This window comes from Mesorhizobium sp. Ca11, assembly GCF_020165275.1.
Taxonomy (GTDB): domain Bacteria; phylum Pseudomonadota; class Alphaproteobacteria; order Rhizobiales; family Rhizobiaceae; genus Mesorhizobium.
Window position 1 is genome coordinate 49146 of sequence record NZ_JAIUHU010000022.1, and the last position, 15347, is coordinate 64492.

Consider the following 15347-nt stretch of genomic DNA (forward strand, 5'->3'; position numbering starts at 1 on the left):
GCAAATTTATCGCAGCGGAGGGCCACAGTCGGGAAGCTGTCGCTGAAAACCTTATAGTCTATTGAAATGTCAATATTAAATCCTGGCGCTCGGCACGAAGACATAACCATCCGGGCCGACGATGTAGCATTCGCGCAAGCCATGCGGCTTGTCGATCGAGCCGGCCAGCACGATGTGGCCGAGCGCGGCCGCCTTTTTCTCGACCGAGTCCGGATCGGCGCCGTAAAGGCGCAGTTCGATACCGGCCCCGCGAGTCTCGGCGCCTGCGGTGACGCCGGTCATCGGATTGTCCAGATAGGAATGGTCGGCGTGCAGCATGAAGATCGAGCCTAGCAGCTCGATCGCCGCGAAATCCTCGTCGCCATAGATGATCTGGGCACCAAGCACGTCGCGGCAGAAAGCCTCCATCGCCGTCATGTCGGTAACCAGCAGGTTGACGCCGACCCCAAGCGGCAGCGAGCGGCCGAAATCCTCGGCCTTCATCCACGGTGTCTTGGTTCGCTTCATCGCCATGACGGTTCCCCCTCTCTGCCCGATCCTAATTGAACGGGGCTTCGCCCGTTGGCATTCGCCAGCAAAATGCTTGCGCCAGGCGCGCGCGTCCTTATCTCAGGAAGGACCGAGCCGGCGGGAGAGTGAATGGCCGCGAGAAGAACCGCCAACCGCTATTACAACGGCCCGCCCAGCGATCATTTCGACGGCGCCTTGTTCTTTAATCCCGGCGGCAAGCCGCCCGGGCGCTTCAGCGATCTTCTCAGATGGCAGTTCGGCAGCAATCGGGCGAAATGGCCGGCCGCCTGGCCAAGCCCGCATCCGTCGGCAAAGCCGGACGATCGGGTGGAAGGCAGCGCGCTGAGACTCACCATGGTCGGCCATGCTTCGCTCCTCATCCAGACGGCGGGGTTGAATATCCTGACCGACCCGGTCTGGTCGGAGCGCGCCTCGCCTTTCGCCTTCGCCGGGCCGAAGAGGGTCAATGCGCCGGGGATTGCCTTTGCCGATCTGCCGCCGATCGACCTGGTCCTGATCAGCCACAATCACTACGACCATCTCGACCTCGCCACGCTGAAGCGGCTGAGGGAGAAACACGATCCGCTGGTGATCGCGCCGCTCGGCAATGACGCCATCATCGGCCGCGCGGTGCCCGGCATGCGGCTCAGCGTGCATGATTGGGGCGACAGGCTCGATGCCGGCACGGCCGCCATCCATGTCGAACCGGCGCATCACTGGTCGGCGCGCGGCGGGCGCGACCGCCGCATGGCGCTGTGGGCGGGCTTCGTCATCGAGACGATGGCCGGCAATATCTATTTCGCCGGCGACACCGGCTTCCATGACGGCATCAACTACCGGCTGATGGGAGAAAAGCATGGCGGCTTCCGCCTCGCCATCCTGCCGATCGGAGCCTATGAGCCGCGCTGGTTCATGGCGCCGCAGCACCAGAATCCGCAGGAGGCCGTTCAGGGCATGAAGCTGTGCAACGCCGCCTTCGCCGCCGGCTGCCACTGGGGCACCTTCCACCTCACCGACGAGCCGGTCGATGAGCCGGCCCGGAAACTGGCCGAGGCTTTGGCCGCCGAAGACCTGCCGTCAGAGCGTTTCCGTGCCATGCGACCGGGAGAGCTGTGGGACGTGCCGGCCATCTACAAAGGAACCCAAACCGGCCAACCGCGTTGATCGGACGACGCAAACCGCTGGAGCTTCCCCATGATCAGGTGGATCATCATCCTTCTCATCATCGCCGCCGCCGCGAGCCTGCTCGGCATGCCGGCTTTGGCAGGCGCGGCCGCTACCGGCGCGCGCATCCTCATCGGCATCGTGCTGATCATCTTCCTGCTGATCGTGCTCGGCGTCTTCGCGGTAACATAAGCGCGACCACTTGGTCGTCGCTGGCGCGACCGCCAGGTCGTCGCTGGCGCGACCACTTGGTCGTCGCTGCACGACCGGTCGCTGCGCGGCCTCTTCTTCGTCGTCGCCAGAGCCACGCCGGACTGGTAATTCCCGCCCGTTTCCGCCATATAGCGCCCAAACGGATTGGCCAACGGATTGGAACGACCGGTTAGATGGCAGGCAGCGCCCCCTTCGCCAAGATGAACGGCATCGGCAACGAGATCATCGTTGCCGATATGCGCGGCCGCGCCGACAAGGTGACGGCGGCGGCCGCGATCGCCCTCAATGGCGACGCGGCGACGAAGTTCGACCAGATCATGGCGATCCACGACGCGAAGACGCCGGGCACGGCCTATTATATCGACATCTTGAACTCCGACGGCACCAGCGCGCAGGCCTGCGGCAACGGCATGCGCTGCGTCGTGCAGGCTTTGGCCGCCGAGACGGGCAACAAGAGCTTCACCTTCGAGACCCGCGCCGGCGTCTTGAACGCGCAGGAGCATGCGGACGGTCTTATTTCGGTCGACATGGGCAAGCCGCGTTTCGGCTGGCAGGAGATCCCGCTGGCGGAAGAGTTCCGCGACACCCGCATGATCGAGCTGCAGATCGGCCCGATCGATGCCCCGGTGCTGCATTCGCCCTCGGCGGTGTCGATGGGCAACCCGCACGCGATCTTCTGGGTCGACAACCACGTCTGGTCTTATGAGCTGGACCGCTTCGGCCCGCTGCTCGAAAACCATCCGATCTTCCCCGAGCGCGCCAATATCACCATTGCCCAGGTGACTTCGCCCGAAACCATGATCATCCGTACCTGGGAGCGCGGCGCCGGCCTCACCAAGGCCTGCGGCTCGGCGGCTTGCGCCGCCGCGGTCGCGGCGGCCCGTACCAGGCGCACCGGCCGCAGCGTCTCGCTGCTCGCGCCCGGCGGCGGCGAGCTCAATGTCGAATGGCGCGACGACGATCACGTCATCCTGACAGGTGCCGCCGAATGGGAATTTTCCGGCAGCTTCGATCCCTCGACCGGCGCCTGGGCCCGCGACACCGAAAGCGCCGCCTGATGTCCGCCCTTCAAAAAGGCGTGGTATCCGAAGCCTCCACCATGACAGGTATCGACGTCGTCACCTTCGGCTGCCGGCTGAACACCTATGAATCCGAAGTGATGCGCCGCGAGGCCGAAAGCGCCGGCCTGGGCGAGCTCAATGGCGGCGCCTTCATCTTCAACACCTGCGCCGTCACGGCGGAAGCGGTGCGCCAGGCCAAGCAGGCGATCCGCAAGGCCCGCCGCGAGAACCCTTCGGCCCGCATCATCGTCACCGGCTGCGCGGCGCAGACCGAGCCGCAGAATTTCGCCGCAATGGACGAGGTCGACCTGGTGCTCGGCAATGAGGAGAAGCTCAAGGCCAACTCCTACCGCGCGCTGCCCGATTTCGGCGTCAACGACACCGAGAAGGCGCGCGTCAACGATATTTTTTCGGTGCGCGAGACGGCAAGCCACATGGTCGACGCCATCGAGGGCCGCGCGCGCGCCTTCGTGCAGGTGCAGAATGGCTGCGACCATCGCTGCACCTTCTGCATCATCCCTTACGGCCGCGGCAACTCGCGCTCCGTGCCGATGGGCGCGGTGGTCGAGCAGGTCAAGCGCCTCGCCGGCAACGGCTATGCCGAGATCGTGCTGACCGGCGTCGACATGACTAGCTTCGGCGCCGACTTGCCGGGCGCGCCAAAGCTGGGAAAGCTGGTGAAGACCATCCTGCGCCAGGTGCCTGACGTGAAGCGGCTGAGATTGTCCTCCATCGATTCCATCGAGGCCGACGACGACCTGCTCGACGCCATCGCTGCTGAACCGAGGCTGATGCCGCATCTGCATCTGTCGCTGCAATCGGGCGACGACATGATCCTGAAGCGCATGAAGCGCCGGCATTTGCGCGACCAGTCGATCCGCTTCTGCGAGGACGTGCGCAAGCTGCGTCCCGGCATCGTCTTCGGCGCCGACATCATCGCCGGCTTCCCGACCGAGACCGAGGCGATGTTCGAGAATTCGGAGAAAATCGTTGAGGAATGCGGCCTGACGCATCTCCACGTCTTTCCGTTCTCGCCACGCGAAGGCACGCCGGCCGCGCGCATGCCGCAGGTCCGCCGTGAGGTGGTGAAGGCGCGCGCCGCCAGGCTGCGCGCCGCCGGCGAGACCGCCTATCGCCATCATTTGGCGTCGCTCTCCGGTACACGGCAATCGATCCTGGTCGAGCGCGACGGGCTCGGCCGTACCGAAGGTTTTACGCTGGCCGCGATCGCCGCCGGCGCGCCCGGCGAGATCGTCGAGGCCATGGTCGCCGGCCATGACGGCGCCCGGCTGATTGCGGCTCCGCTTGCCGCGCAAGCCGCCTGAGAACTGCGAGACGTATGGCTGGTTTCTTCAAGAAGATATTTTCGTTCGGCAGGAAAGAGGTCGTCGAGGAGCGCGTCGACGAAGCGCTGCCGCCGATCAAGTGGGACGCGCTGGACGCGCTGAAGCCGGAGACTGAGCCTCAACCGGTTCCCGAAGAGCCGAAGCCCGAGCCTGCTCCATCCATCCCGCCGGTGCCAGAGCCCACCATTCCCGCCGAGCCGGAACCGCTGCCGCAGCCTGAGCCGGAAGAAGAGCCGCAGCCGGCGCCCGAGAAGCCGGAGCCGCCGGCCCCCGAGGAAGTGCCGCCGGCACAACCCGAGCCTCTACCTGCGCCGACGCCCGAACCTACTCCGCAGGAAGTGCCCGCACCTGCGCCGACGCAACCTGACATCGAGCCTTCGCGTCCGGAACCGCTGCCTGAGCAGCCACCGGTCGAAGTGCCGACGCCGCCTGCCGAAGTCCCGGTCGAAACGCCAGTGCCCATCGAGGTGCCACCAGCGGCGCCGCCCTCTGTGGAACCATCCGCCGAAGCCGTAGCGGAAATCGCGCCTCCTATTCGACAGCCCGCGCCCGTCGAGCTGCAGCCGATCCATGCCGAGATCGCACCGGAGCCGGAGGCTTTGCCGTCGCCGCCGACACCCGCGCCCTCTGCCGGCAAGGTAACGGTCTCAAAAAAGGTCGAGCAGAAGGCCGAGCCGGTGAAGGCGCCGGAGCTGGCGCCGCGGCGCTCCTGGTTCCAGCGCATGCGCGAAGGGCTTGCCCGCTCATCGCGCGAGCTTACCGGCAACATCGCCGGCGTCTTCACCAAGCGCAAATTGGACGAGGACACGCTGCAGGACCTGGAGGACGTGCTGATCCGCGCCGATCTTGGCTTGGAAACCGCGCTGCGCGTCACCGATTCGCTTGCCTCCAGCCGCTACGGCCGCGACGTCTCCGACGTCGAAGTCCGCGCCGTGATGGCGGCGGAGGTGGAGAAGGTGCTGGCGCCGGTCGCCAGGCCGCTCGAGCTCGACCTCAGCCACAAGCCGCATGTCGTCCTGGTCGTCGGCGTCAACGGCACCGGCAAGACCACCACCATCGGCAAGCTGGCCGCCAAGCTCACCGATGGCGGCCTCAAGGTGATGCTGGCCGCCGGCGACACGTTCCGCGCCGCCGCGATCGAGCAGCTCAAGATCTGGGGCGAGCGCACGAAATCGCCGGTCGTCGCCTCCAAGCTCGGCGCCGATGCGGCGGGCCTCGCCTATGACGCCTTCGAGAAGGCGAAGGAGGCCGGCTCCGACGTGCTGATCATCGACACGGCCGGGCGCTTGCAGAACAAGACCGAGCTGATGGCCGAGCTGGAGAAGATCGTGCGCGTGCTGGGTAAGCTCGATCCCGAAGCGCCGCACACGGTGCTGCAGACGGTCGATGCCACCACCGGCCAGAACGCGCTGAACCAGGTTGAGATCTTCCGCAACGTCGCCGGCGTCAACGGTCTGGTGATGACCAAGCTGGACGGCACGGCGCGCGGCGGTATTCTGGTGGCGATCGCCGCCAAGCACCGGCTGCCGGTCTATTTCATCGGCGTCGGCGAGCAGGTCGACGACCTTGAACCGTTTTCCGCCAGCGAATTCGCGAGAGCCATCGCCGGCGTGGCTTGAACAAGGCGCGATCTTGCAAGGCCGCCTGCTTTTCGGCCAGATCGTGCGCAAGAAGGACTTTTATGAACATCATCGAACGCGACCCGTCCGATCCACGCCGCAAGCCGATCAACCCCGGCTTGAAGTTCCTGCTCGAGCTTGGCCCTGGCCTGGTGTTCTTCTTCACCACCATTCGCGGCGAGTGGCTGGCCGAGAAATTCCCGGTGCTCGCCCATCTCGGCGAACCGATCCTGATCGCCACCGCCTTCTTCATGGTGGCCACCGCGCTTTCGCTCGGCGTCTCCTGGCTGCTGACGCGCAGCCTGCCGCTGATGCCGCTGGTCTCGGCAATCGTCGTGTTCGTCTTCGGCGCGCTGGCGCTTTACCTGCAGGACAAGACCTTCGCCTTCATGAAGCCGACGATCATCAATTCGCTGTTCGGCGTCACGTTGCTCGGCGGGCTGCTGTTCGGCCGCTCGCTGCTCGGCTACGTCTTCGATTCCGCCTTCCAGCTCGATGCCGAAGGCTGGCGCAAGCTGACCTTCCGCTGGGGGCTGTTCTTCCTGTTCCTCGCCGTGCTCAATGAGGTCGTGTGGCGCAACTTTTCCGAGGCGACCTGGCTTTATTTCAAGGTCTGGGGCACGATCCCGATCACTTTGCTGTTCACCTTCAGCCAGATGCCGCTGATCATGCGCCACTCGCTGGAGGAAAAAGCCAAGGAAGAGAAGGCCGGGAATTAAAGCAATTCCAGGAAAAGAGTGCAGCGGTTTCCGTCCGGAATTGCGCCAGAATGAGGGGCAGCATGGAATTCCTCACCACGCATGACGAGCTGAGGACGATCTACAAGACGCCCCGGCCGACCGACGGCTCTATCCGCAAGGAGCTCAAAGTCCTCGACGGCCATTGCCGATCCTTCATCGGCAAGAGCCCCTTCGTGCTGATCGGCTCCTCCGACGGCGCCGGCAATGCCGACGTGACGCCGAAAGGCGACAAGCCCGGCTTCACCGCCATCCTCGACAACGCCACCATCGCCATTCCCGACCGTCCAGGCAACAACCGGCTGGACACGCTGGAAAACATCATCCGCAACCCATCGGTCGGACTGCTCTTCCTCATTCCCGGCATGAACGAGACGCTACGCGTCAATGGCGACGCCCGCATCACCGTCGACCCGACCTTGCGCGAACGGCTGGCCGTCGACGGCAAGGAGCCGCAGAGCGTGATCCTGGTGACGGTCAAGGCCGCCTATATGCACTGCGCCAAGGCCTTCATGCGCTCCGATTTGTGGAAGCCGGAGACCTGGTACGACCGCGTGACCCTGCCGACCCTCGGCCAGATCATCCGCGACCAGCTGGCACTCAGCGAAAGCGCCGGCGAGATCGACCGCGAGCTGGACCACGATTACCGCCAGACCATGTGGTAGGCTTGCCGGACGACTCAACCCTTCGTCCGGCTCTCCCTTGATCGAGATCATCGCCATATCGGGCAGCCTGCGCGCCGCCTCGACCAACTCGGCCCTGGTTGCGGCATTGGCCACCAATGCCCCCGCGGCCTGCCGTGTCCAGGTCTATGATGGCCTCGGCCGCTTGCCGATCTTCAACCCCGACGACGAGGGCGAGCGCACGCCGCCCGAAGCGGCTCAGTTGATCGAGATGATCACCCGCGCCGACGGCGTTATCGTCTCCTGCCCGGAATATGCGCATGGCGTGCCGGGCGGCATGAAGAATGCGCTCGACTGGCTGGTCTCGCGCGACGCCGCCGTCGGCAAGCCGGCGATGCTGGTCCACGCCTCGCCCCGCTCGCTCTATGCGCGGGCAGCGCTTGCCGAGATCATGCGGACGATGTCCTTCGCGATGGATGAGGAGAGGACGTTGGAGATCGCGCTGCTGGGCAAGAAGCCGGCCGAGGTGGAGGCTATTTTGGCGGAGGATGCGCACCGAAGGGCGATACGTGGAGCGATCGAGGCTTTCGTGGGGTTTATTGGCGGACGATGAGTGGCGCGTCTTCCCCTTCTCCCCTTGTGGGGTGAGAAGCGATCCGCTTTAGCGGACGAAAAGCCAATTGCTTGGCTTTTCGAGCTTCGAACGCCCTGAGCCTGCGAAGGGCCGGGTGGTGGATCGGCGCGCAGCGCCGAGACGGATGAGGGGTGTTCCAGCGGAGTGAGACGACGGCAACCTCATCGCTGGACGAACGGCGTCGCCAGGCTGGAACACCCCTCATCCGACCTCGCTTCGCGAGGCCACCTTCTCCCACAAGGGGAGAAGGAAGAGCCCTACCCCTTCCGCCGCGTCTCGACATCGGTCTTGCCGACAAACCAGTCGCGGGCGTTGACCTCCTCGAACACCACCCAGACGTCGTCGTTGCCGAGCCCGGTGGCGTCCATGATGGCCGCAGTCACCTTCTTGGCGATGTCAGCCTTCTTGCCGGCCGGATCGGCGGCGATCACTTCCTTGACGATGCGGATGTTGACGAACGGCATTTTTCTCTCCCGCTGATATGCCTCGCTGTCAGTACGTCTTGGCCCCGTTCACCATGAGCCGCACCATGTAGAGCGAGGTGGTGCCGGCGATGTAGAGGCAGTTGAGCTTGTTGCCGCCGAACACGCAGTTGGCGGTCACCTCCGGCACCTTGACCTTGCCGATCAGCGTGCCGTCGGGGTCGTAGCAATGGATGCCGTCGGCGGCACTTGTCCAGATGCGTCCGTCCGCATCGAGCCGGAAGCCGTCGAACAGGCCGGCGGTGCAGTCGGCGAACACCTTGCCGCCGGAAACCTTCTTGCCGTGCTTGCCGACATTGAAGACGCGCATATGCGCCGGATTCTTCTCGCCATGCGTGCGGCCGGTATCGACGACATAGAGCAGGCTTTCGTCGAGCGAGAAGGCGAGCCCGTTGGGCCGCACCATGTCGGTGATGACCGCCTCGACATCGCCGGTCTCGGGATCGACGCGATAGACGTTGCAGGCGCCGATCTCGCTTTCGGCCTTGTCGCCCTCATAGTCGGTGTCGATGCCGTAGCTCGGATCGGTGAACCAGATCGAGCCGTCGGAGCGCACCACCACGTCGTTGGGCGAGTTCAGCCGCTTGCCTTTCCATTTGTCGGCGATGGTGGTGACCGAGCCGTCGAATTCCGTCCGGCTGACGCGGCGGCCGGAATGCTCGCAGGTCACCAGCCGGCCCTGCCGGTCGACCGTGTTGCCGTTGGAATTGCCGGACGGCTGGCGGAACACGCTGACGCTGCCGTCGGTTTCGTCATAGCGCAGCATGCGGTTGTTTGGAATATCCGACCAGACGACATAGCGGCCGGCGGCGAACCAGGCCGGTCCTTCTGCCCAGCGGCATCCGGTGAACAGCTTCTCCACCTGCGCGCTGCCGTTGAACAGGCGCGCAAAGCGCGAATCTAGAATTTCGTAATAGTCTGCGGCCGCCATCAATTTCCTCCCGGCATCAGGTGACGCGCGGATCAAGCCAGCCCGCAGCCGTTCTGGCAAGACGGCACGCCAGCAATTTGTATGACAAAAACGGATGAGAACTGCGTGAAGCGGACCGGTCTCGTATGCCACGCCGGACGCATGGCCCGTTAGCTTGCGGTTAACCGGCTATGCGCTGGTTGCAATGGTGCATTGCAACATCTTTCTTTTGCAACGCACCATTCCTATGTCATGCTCGCAATCGTCAGGGAGGAACAACCGGCCGCGCCAATGCGGCATGAAAGGAACCCTGTCATGTTCGACAATCTTGTCTCCCGCGCCCGCGCCAGCATCGCCAAGCGCCGTCACTACAACCGCCTCGTCGCCGAAATCGAGAACCTGTCCAGCCGCGATCTCGCCGATCTGCGCGCCGACCGTTCGGAAATGCTCTACCAGATCCACAAGCAGATCTACGGCTGATCCTTTTCGACCCCCGGCACGACTTTGCGGCGCGTTGAGATTCAGGTCAGGCCGAGTCGAAAGTGGTGGCTGCCGAGAACCGGAGCGGAGCGTACTTTCAGTACGTGAGCACCGGAAGCGCAGGAAGCCGCCACTTGCAGGCCGGCCTCAACTGAATATCAACGTGCCGACAGCGCTTTCTCGATCTGCGGCAGCAGCAGGTCCCGCGCCGACTCCGGCGTCAGTGGCCCGACATGCTTGTAGGCAATCTTGCCGTCCTTGCCGATGAGGAAGGTCTCCGGCACGCCATAGACGCCCCAGTCGATCGCCGCGCGTCCGGCCGGATCGACGCCGATCGCCTGATACGGATTGCCGAGATCGCCAAGGAAGCGGCGGGCGTTTTCCGGCTGGTCCTTGTAGTTCAGCGCGGCGAGCGTGAAGCGCTTGTCCTGCGACAGGCCGAGCAGCACCGGATGCTCCTCGCGGCACGGCGCGCACCAGGACGCGAACACGTTGACCAGCGTCACCTTGCCGGCAAAGTCTTTTGACGCGAGCCCCGGCAGGCTCGTCCCTTCGAGCGGCGGCAAGTCGGTCTGCGGCGCCGGCAGGCCGATCAGCGCCGAGGGGATTTCCGAGGTGTCGCGGCCCGAGAGAAGCTGCGACAGGAACAGCCCCGCCAACCCCAGGAACACTAAGAGCGGCAGAAGCACGAACAGGCGGCGGCGCGGCGCTTCGGTTTCGAGGCTCATGGCTTGACGGCCTTGTCGGAGCGCCGCCGCACCCCGGCCGCTCCAAGTGCCGCAAGCTCACGCCTGCGCGCCCGCTGGTCGAGCAGGATCCAGCCGATCAGCCCGGCGAGCACGACGGCCGTGATGGCATAGGCGGCAGTGACGAACAGGGCGTGCGCGCTCATAGCGACCGCTCCCTGCTCATAGCCATGTCAACCGTTCCGATCATGTCTTTCCATAACCCCGCGCTGGCCGGTCCGCAATTTGCCGCGGTGCCGCAGTGAGGCAACGTCTTCGTCGCCTCAATCCGTCCCGTGCCGCAACGCCAGCGCTGCCGCCAGTGGACCGAGCACCGCAAGAAACAGCGTCAGCGCGGCAAGAATGAGGAAAGGCTGCAGGAAGGGCGCCGGATCGGCCACCGCGCCATAGCTTGCCGAAACGCCGAAGATCAGCACCGGAATGGTCAAAGGCAGCACCAGCACCGAAATAAGCAATCCGCCGCGCGGCAGCGCCACCGCCACCGCGGCGCCCGCCGCGCCGATGAAGGTGATGGCCGGCGTGCCGACGAGAAGCGTGAGCGCCGTGGCGCCGATGCCCAGCGGCGCCATATTCATGAACAGGCCGAGCAGAGGTGCCGCGACCACCAGCGGCAGCACACTGCCCGTCCAGTGCGCCAGGCATTTCGTCAGCACCGTCAACGCCAGCATGTGGCGGTCGTTGTTCAGCACCAGGAGATCCAGCGAGCCGTCCTCGCGGTCGGCCTGGAACAGCCGGTCGAGCCCGAGCAGGCAGGCAAGCAGGGCGGCGATCCACAGGATGGCCGGGCCGATGCGCGACAGGAGGTTGAGATCGGGACCGACGCCGAACGGGATGGTGACGATCACGGCGAGGAAAAAAATCACGCCGATCAGTGCCCCGCCGCCGACGCGGATGGAAAGGCGCATGTCGCGGAGGAAGAGGGCTAGCATGATTTGAGATGCCCGCGCCCAGGCCCCCCTCTCTGGCCTGCCGGCCATCTCCCCCTCAAGGGGGGAGATTGGATGTCGCCTCGGCTTTCGCCAATCTCCAGCGTAGCAAGGCAAATGGGGCGCCTGAGCTGCTGATCTCCCCCCTTGAGGGGGAGATGCCCGGCAGGGCAGAGGGGGGTGCCTCGCGCCGACATCAATCGCCCATCCTCAACACCTTCGCTCCTTCCAGCCCCAACGGCAGATGCGTCGCCGCAACCACGATCCCCCCATCGTCGAGATGCCTCCGCATCAGCCCCGCGAACCGCTCCTCCGAGGCCTTGTCCAGTCCCGCCGTCGGCTCATCGAGCAGCCAGACCGGCCGGCGGCTGACCAAAAGCTTGGCGATCGACGCGCGTCGCCTCTGCCCCGTCGACAGATAGCCGAAGGGCAGATGCCCGAGCCCGCCGAGCGCCACCGTCTCCAGCGCCTCTTCGACGTCCAGCCCCGGCTCGCCCTGGAAGGCGCGCCAGAAGCCGAGATTCTCCTCGACGCTGAGCGCCGTCTTCATTGCGTTGAGATGGCCGAGATAATGCGAAGCCGAGGCGACCGTCGGGAAAGCCTCGCCGCCGCCCTCGACAAGCACCTTGCCTCCGGCGGCCGGCAGCAGCCCGGCGACGATTCTCAGCAGCGTCGATTTGCCCGCGCCGTTCGGCCCGGTGACGATAAGCGCCTCGCCCTTTTCCAGCGCGAAGCCGATGTTGGGAAAGACCGTCTCGCCGCTGCGCTCACCGCCTAGATTTTCGGCGATCAGCCGCATTTTTGCCCGTCCCGAAAGCACCGTTCCGCGGCCGTTCCCGGCTCACGCAAAATCGTCTTTCGACTGTCTAGAACTATTCCGGGAAATTCTCTATATGCGGTTCATCCGTGCCAGCGGTCGGCGCGGGATCAGAATTAGCGCCGAACCAGCGCACGCGCCGCCTTGAACGGCTCGGGTTGCTTGGGAGCGGACAGCGGAAATGGCCGTACCCGCACCTTTGCGCGTGATTGCATGCCAACGGCGTCCGTTCCCTTTCAGGCTGAACAGACAAGGACGGATCGCCGTGACGAAATCTCTCGACAGTTTCAATTGCCGCCGCACCCTGACCGCAGGTGGCGCGGACTATGTTTATTTCGACCTCGTTGAGGCCGAGAAGAACGGCCTCACCGGCATCGCCCGGCTGCCCTATTCGATGAAGGTGCTGCTGGAGAACCTGCTGCGCAACGAGGATGGCCGCTCGGTTACCAGGGAATCGATCCAGGCGGTCGCCGCCTGGCTGACCGATAAGGGCACCGCCGGCGTCGAGATCGCCTATCGCCCGGCCCGCGTGCTGATGCAGGATTTCACCGGCGTTCCGGCGGTCGTCGACCTCGCCGCCATGCGCGACGGCATCAAGGCGCTCGGCGGCGACCCGGAAAAGATCAATCCGCTGGTGCCGGTCGATCTCGTCATCGATCACTCCGTCATCGTCGACGAGTTCGGCACGCCGATGGCCTTCGCGCGCAATGTCGAGCTCGAATATGAGCGCAACGAAGAGCGCTACAAGTTCCTGAAATGGGGCCAGCAGGCCTTCCGCAACTTCCGAGTCGTGCCGCCCGGCACCGGCATCTGCCACCAGGTAAACCTCGAATATCTCGGACAGGTGGTGTGGACCAATTCGGAGGACGGCGAAACCGTCGCCTATCCCGACACCTGCGTCGGCACCGATTCGCACACCACCATGATCAACGGTCTCGGCGTGCTGGGCTGGGGCGTCGGCGGCATCGAGGCCGAGGCCGCGATGCTCGGCCAGCCTGTCTCCATGCTTTTGCCCGAGGTCATCGGCTTCCGCCTCACCGGCAGGCTCAAGGAAGGCGTCACCGCCACCGACCTGGTGCTCACCGTCACCCAGATGCTGCGCAAGAAGGGCGTCGTCGGCAAATTCGTCGAGTTCTTCGGCCCCGGCCTCTCCAACATGACGCTGGCCGACCGGGCCACCATCGGCAACATGGCGCCGGAATATGGCGCCACCTGCGGCTTCTTCCCGGTGGACTCCGAAACCATCCGTTACCTCACCATGTCCGGCCGCGAGGAAAACCGCATCGCGCTGGTCGAGGCCTACTCCAAGGCGCAAGGCATGTGGCGTGACGCCAGCTCGGCCGACCCGGTCTTCACCGATCTGCTCGAGCTCGACCTCGGCGATGTGGTGCCGTCGATGGCCGGCCCGAAGCGTCCCGAGGGCCGCGTCGCCCTGCAGGACATCCCCGCCGGCTTCGCCAAGGCGATGGAGACCGAATACAAGAAGGCCGCCGAGATCTCGAAGCGCTACGCCGTCGAGGGCACCGATCACGATCTCGGCCATGGCGACGTCGTCATCGCCGCCATCACCTCCTGCACCAACACCTCGAACCCGAGCGTGCTGATCGGCGCCGGCCTGCTGGCCCGCAACGCCAACCGGCGCGGCCTGAAGCAGAAGCCGTGGGTGAAGACCTCGCTCGCCCCGGGCAGCCAGGTGGTGGCCGAATATCTCGAAAAGTCCGGCCTGCAGAAGGAGCTCGACCAGATCGGCTTCAATCTGGTCGGCTTCGGCTGCACCACCTGCATCGGCAATTCCGGCCCGCTGCCGGCGCCGATCTCGAAGACCATCAACGACAAGGGCCTGATCGCCGCCGCGGTCTTGTCCGGCAACCGCAACTTCGAAGGCCGCGTCTCGCCGGACGTGCAGGCGAACTACCTCGCTTCGCCGCCGCTCGTGGTCGCGCATGCGCTGGCCGGCACGGTGACCAGGGATCTGACGACCGAGCCGCTCGGCGAGGGCAGCGACGGCAGGCCGGTCTATCTCAAGGACATCTGGCCGACCTCGGCCGAGATCCAGGAGTTCATCGAGAAGAACGTCACCCGCGAGCTGTTCGCCCGCAAATATGCCGACGTCTTCAAGGGCGACGCCTATTGGCAGAAGGTCAAGGTGCCGGAAGGCCAGACTTACGCCTGGGACGACCACTCGACCTATGTGCAGAACCCGCCCTATTTCGCCGGCATGGGCCGCGCCTTCGGCAAGATCGGCGACATCAAGGGCGCGCGGGTGCTCGGTCTCTTCGGCGACAAGATCACCACCGACCACATCTCGCCGGCCGGTTCGATTAAGGCCGCTTCGCCGGCCGGCAAGTATCTCACTGAGCATGGCGTCGGCGTCGCCGACTTCAACCAGTACGGCACGCGGCGCGGCAATCATGAGGTGATGATGCGCGGCACCTTCGCCAACATCCGCATCCGCAACCACATGCTGGGCGAGAACGGCCGCGAAGGCGGCTACACGATCCACTATCCTTCGAAGGAGGAGATGTCGATCTACGACGCCGCCATGGAATACAAGCAGGAAGGCGTGCCGCTGGTGATCTTCGCCGGCGTCGAATACGGCAACGGCTCCTCCCGCGACTGGGCGGCCAAGGGAACGAATCTCCTTGGTGTCCGCGCGGTTATCGCCCAGTCCTTCGAGCGCATCCACCGCTCCAATCTGGTCGGCATGGGCGTCATCCCCTTTGTCTTCGAGGACGGCACCTCATGGGCCTCGCTCAATTTGAAGGGCGACGAGCTGGTCGAGATCGACGGCCTGGACACGATCAAGCCGCGCCAGAAGATGGTCGCCAAGGTGACCTTCGGCGACGGCACGGTGAAGAACGTGCCGATCGTCTGCCGCATCGATACGCTGGACGAGCTCGACTACTTCAAGAATGGCGGCATCTTGCAGTACGTGCTGCGGGATCTCGCTGCTTAACAGCTGCAAGGGAGTAGGGCTTAGGCAGTAAGCAGTAGGGAAACAGGACACCTACTGCCTACTGCCTACTGCCTACTGCCTACTGCCTACTGCCTACTGCCTACTGCCTACTGCCTACTGCCT

General features: G+C 64.9%; 17 protein-coding genes. 10 read left to right on the forward strand and 7 right to left on the reverse strand.

Annotated elements, in window-relative coordinates; all coding sequences use genetic code 11:
• Positions 1–75 precede the first annotated feature (75 nt).
• A complete protein-coding gene (locus LB538_RS27270; RefSeq protein WP_224532122.1) occupies positions 76–513 on the reverse strand; it encodes a VOC family protein in 438 nt (145 codons plus the stop codon).
• Between the two features lie 126 nt (positions 514–639).
• Between LB538_RS27270 and LB538_RS27275 the strand changes: the two genes are divergently transcribed.
• The 8 genes from LB538_RS27275 to LB538_RS27310 all read left to right on the forward strand — a co-directional run bounded on the left by LB538_RS27275 (position 640) and on the right by LB538_RS27310 (position 7886).
• Entirely contained in the window at positions 640–1674 is a 1035-nt protein-coding gene (locus LB538_RS27275; RefSeq protein ID WP_224532121.1) for an MBL fold metallo-hydrolase, read from the forward strand.
• A 30-nt stretch (positions 1675–1704) separates the two neighbouring features.
• The gene (locus LB538_RS27280) at positions 1705–1866 is read left to right on the forward strand and encodes a DUF1328 family protein (RefSeq protein WP_031195454.1); all 162 of its coding nucleotides are present in this window, start codon (positions 1705–1707) and stop codon (positions 1864–1866) included.
• A 194-nt stretch (positions 1867–2060) separates the two neighbouring features.
• Positions 2061–2945, forward strand: coding sequence for a diaminopimelate epimerase (dapF, locus tag LB538_RS27285; protein ID WP_224532120.1), 885 nt, complete (start codon positions 2061–2063; stop codon positions 2943–2945).
• Entirely contained in the window at positions 2945–4273 is a 1329-nt protein-coding gene (mtaB, locus tag LB538_RS27290) for a tRNA (N(6)-L-threonylcarbamoyladenosine(37)-C(2))-methylthiotransferase MtaB (protein WP_411909064.1), read from the forward strand. Before dapF ends, mtaB begins: the two co-directional genes overlap by 1 nt.
• Positions 4274–4287: 14 nt before the next feature.
• Positions 4288–5913, forward strand: coding sequence for a signal recognition particle-docking protein FtsY (ftsY, locus tag LB538_RS27295; protein WP_224532118.1), 1626 nt, complete (start codon positions 4288–4290; stop codon positions 5911–5913).
• 62 nt (positions 5914–5975) lie between these two features.
• Positions 5976–6632 carry a septation protein A gene (locus LB538_RS27300; protein ID WP_224532117.1) on the forward strand — a complete coding sequence of 219 codons (657 nt, stop codon included), beginning with the start codon at positions 5976–5978 and terminating at the stop codon, positions 6630–6632.
• Positions 6633–6694: 62 nt separating this feature from the next.
• Positions 6695–7315, forward strand: a complete 621-nt coding sequence (locus tag LB538_RS27305; RefSeq protein WP_224532116.1) for a pyridoxamine 5'-phosphate oxidase family protein — start codon at positions 6695–6697, stop codon at positions 7313–7315.
• 37 nt (positions 7316–7352) lie between these two features.
• Positions 7353–7886, forward strand: a complete 534-nt coding sequence (locus LB538_RS27310; protein ID WP_224532115.1) for an NADPH-dependent FMN reductase — start codon at positions 7353–7355, stop codon at positions 7884–7886.
• Between the two features lie 278 nt (positions 7887–8164).
• Here the strand turns inward: LB538_RS27310 and LB538_RS27315 are convergent, their stop codons facing one another.
• Entirely contained in the window at positions 8165–8371 is a 207-nt protein-coding gene (locus tag LB538_RS27315) for a tautomerase family protein (protein ID WP_140634900.1), read from the reverse strand.
• 28 nt (positions 8372–8399) lie between these two features.
• Positions 8400–9320, reverse strand: a complete 921-nt coding sequence (locus LB538_RS27320; protein ID WP_224532114.1) for an SMP-30/gluconolactonase/LRE family protein — start codon at positions 9318–9320, stop codon at positions 8400–8402.
• 294 nt (positions 9321–9614) lie between these two features.
• On the opposite strand from LB538_RS27320, the gene LB538_RS27325 reads away from it, so the two are divergent.
• Positions 9615–9779: a hypothetical protein gene (locus tag LB538_RS27325; RefSeq protein WP_224532113.1), complete on the forward strand. Its 165-nt coding sequence runs from the start codon at positions 9615–9617 to the stop codon at positions 9777–9779.
• 158 nt (positions 9780–9937) lie between these two features.
• Here the strand turns inward: LB538_RS27325 and LB538_RS27330 are convergent, their stop codons facing one another.
• The 4 genes from LB538_RS27330 to ccmA form a co-directional block, all read right to left on the reverse strand.
• Positions 9938–10507: a DsbE family thiol:disulfide interchange protein gene (locus tag LB538_RS27330; RefSeq protein WP_224532112.1), complete on the reverse strand. Its 570-nt coding sequence runs from the start codon at positions 10505–10507 to the stop codon at positions 9938–9940.
• On the reverse strand, positions 10504–10671 hold the full coding sequence (gene ccmD, locus LB538_RS27335; protein ID WP_224532111.1) for a heme exporter protein CcmD: 168 nt from the start codon (positions 10669–10671) through the stop codon (positions 10504–10506). The genes LB538_RS27330 and ccmD overlap by 4 nt, the downstream gene beginning before the upstream one ends.
• A gap of 117 nt (positions 10672–10788) precedes the next feature.
• On the reverse strand, positions 10789–11454 hold the full coding sequence (gene ccmB / locus LB538_RS27340) for a heme exporter protein CcmB (RefSeq protein WP_224532110.1): 666 nt from the start codon (positions 11452–11454) through the stop codon (positions 10789–10791).
• Positions 11455–11647: 193 nt separating this feature from the next.
• Positions 11648–12250, reverse strand: a complete 603-nt coding sequence (gene ccmA, locus LB538_RS27345; RefSeq protein WP_224532109.1) for a heme ABC exporter ATP-binding protein CcmA — start codon at positions 12248–12250, stop codon at positions 11648–11650.
• A gap of 283 nt (positions 12251–12533) precedes the next feature.
• Here ccmA and acnA point away from each other — a divergent pair, with 283 nt between their 5' ends.
• Positions 12534–15224 carry an aconitate hydratase AcnA gene (gene acnA / locus LB538_RS27350; RefSeq protein ID WP_224532108.1) on the forward strand — a complete coding sequence of 897 codons (2691 nt, stop codon included), beginning with the start codon at positions 12534–12536 and terminating at the stop codon, positions 15222–15224.
• Positions 15225–15347 lie beyond the last annotated feature (123 nt).

Coding starts and splice junctions, on each gene's coding strand:
- ftsY (WP_224532118.1), top strand. CDS start 4,288: ATGGCTGGTTTCTTCAAGAAGATATTTTCGTTCGGCAGGAAAGAGGTC.
- LB538_RS27330 (WP_224532112.1), bottom strand. CDS start 10,507: ATGAGCCTCGAAACCGAAGCGCCGCGCCGCCGCCTGTTCGTGCTTCTG.
- LB538_RS27270 (WP_224532122.1), bottom strand. CDS start 513: ATGGCGATGAAGCGAACCAAGACACCGTGGATGAAGGCCGAGGATTTC.
- ccmD (WP_224532111.1), bottom strand. CDS start 10,671: ATGAGCGCGCACGCCCTGTTCGTCACTGCCGCCTATGCCATCACGGCC.
- LB538_RS27300 (WP_224532117.1), top strand. CDS start 5,976: ATGAACATCATCGAACGCGACCCGTCCGATCCACGCCGCAAGCCGATC.
- LB538_RS27305 (WP_224532116.1), top strand. CDS start 6,695: ATGGAATTCCTCACCACGCATGACGAGCTGAGGACGATCTACAAGACG.
- LB538_RS27275 (WP_224532121.1), top strand. CDS start 640: ATGGCCGCGAGAAGAACCGCCAACCGCTATTACAACGGCCCGCCCAGC.
- LB538_RS27315 (WP_140634900.1), bottom strand. CDS start 8,371: ATGCCGTTCGTCAACATCCGCATCGTCAAGGAAGTGATCGCCGCCGAT.
- dapF (WP_224532120.1), top strand. CDS start 2,061: ATGGCAGGCAGCGCCCCCTTCGCCAAGATGAACGGCATCGGCAACGAG.
- ccmB (WP_224532110.1), bottom strand. CDS start 11,454: ATGCTAGCCCTCTTCCTCCGCGACATGCGCCTTTCCATCCGCGTCGGC.
- LB538_RS27320 (WP_224532114.1), bottom strand. CDS start 9,320: ATGGCGGCCGCAGACTATTACGAAATTCTAGATTCGCGCTTTGCGCGC.
- ccmA (WP_224532109.1), bottom strand. CDS start 12,250: ATGCGGCTGATCGCCGAAAATCTAGGCGGTGAGCGCAGCGGCGAGACG.
- mtaB (WP_411909064.1), top strand. CDS start 2,945: ATGTCCGCCCTTCAAAAAGGCGTGGTATCCGAAGCCTCCACCATGACA.
- LB538_RS27325 (WP_224532113.1), top strand. CDS start 9,615: ATGTTCGACAATCTTGTCTCCCGCGCCCGCGCCAGCATCGCCAAGCGC.
- LB538_RS27280 (WP_031195454.1), top strand. CDS start 1,705: ATGATCAGGTGGATCATCATCCTTCTCATCATCGCCGCCGCCGCGAGC.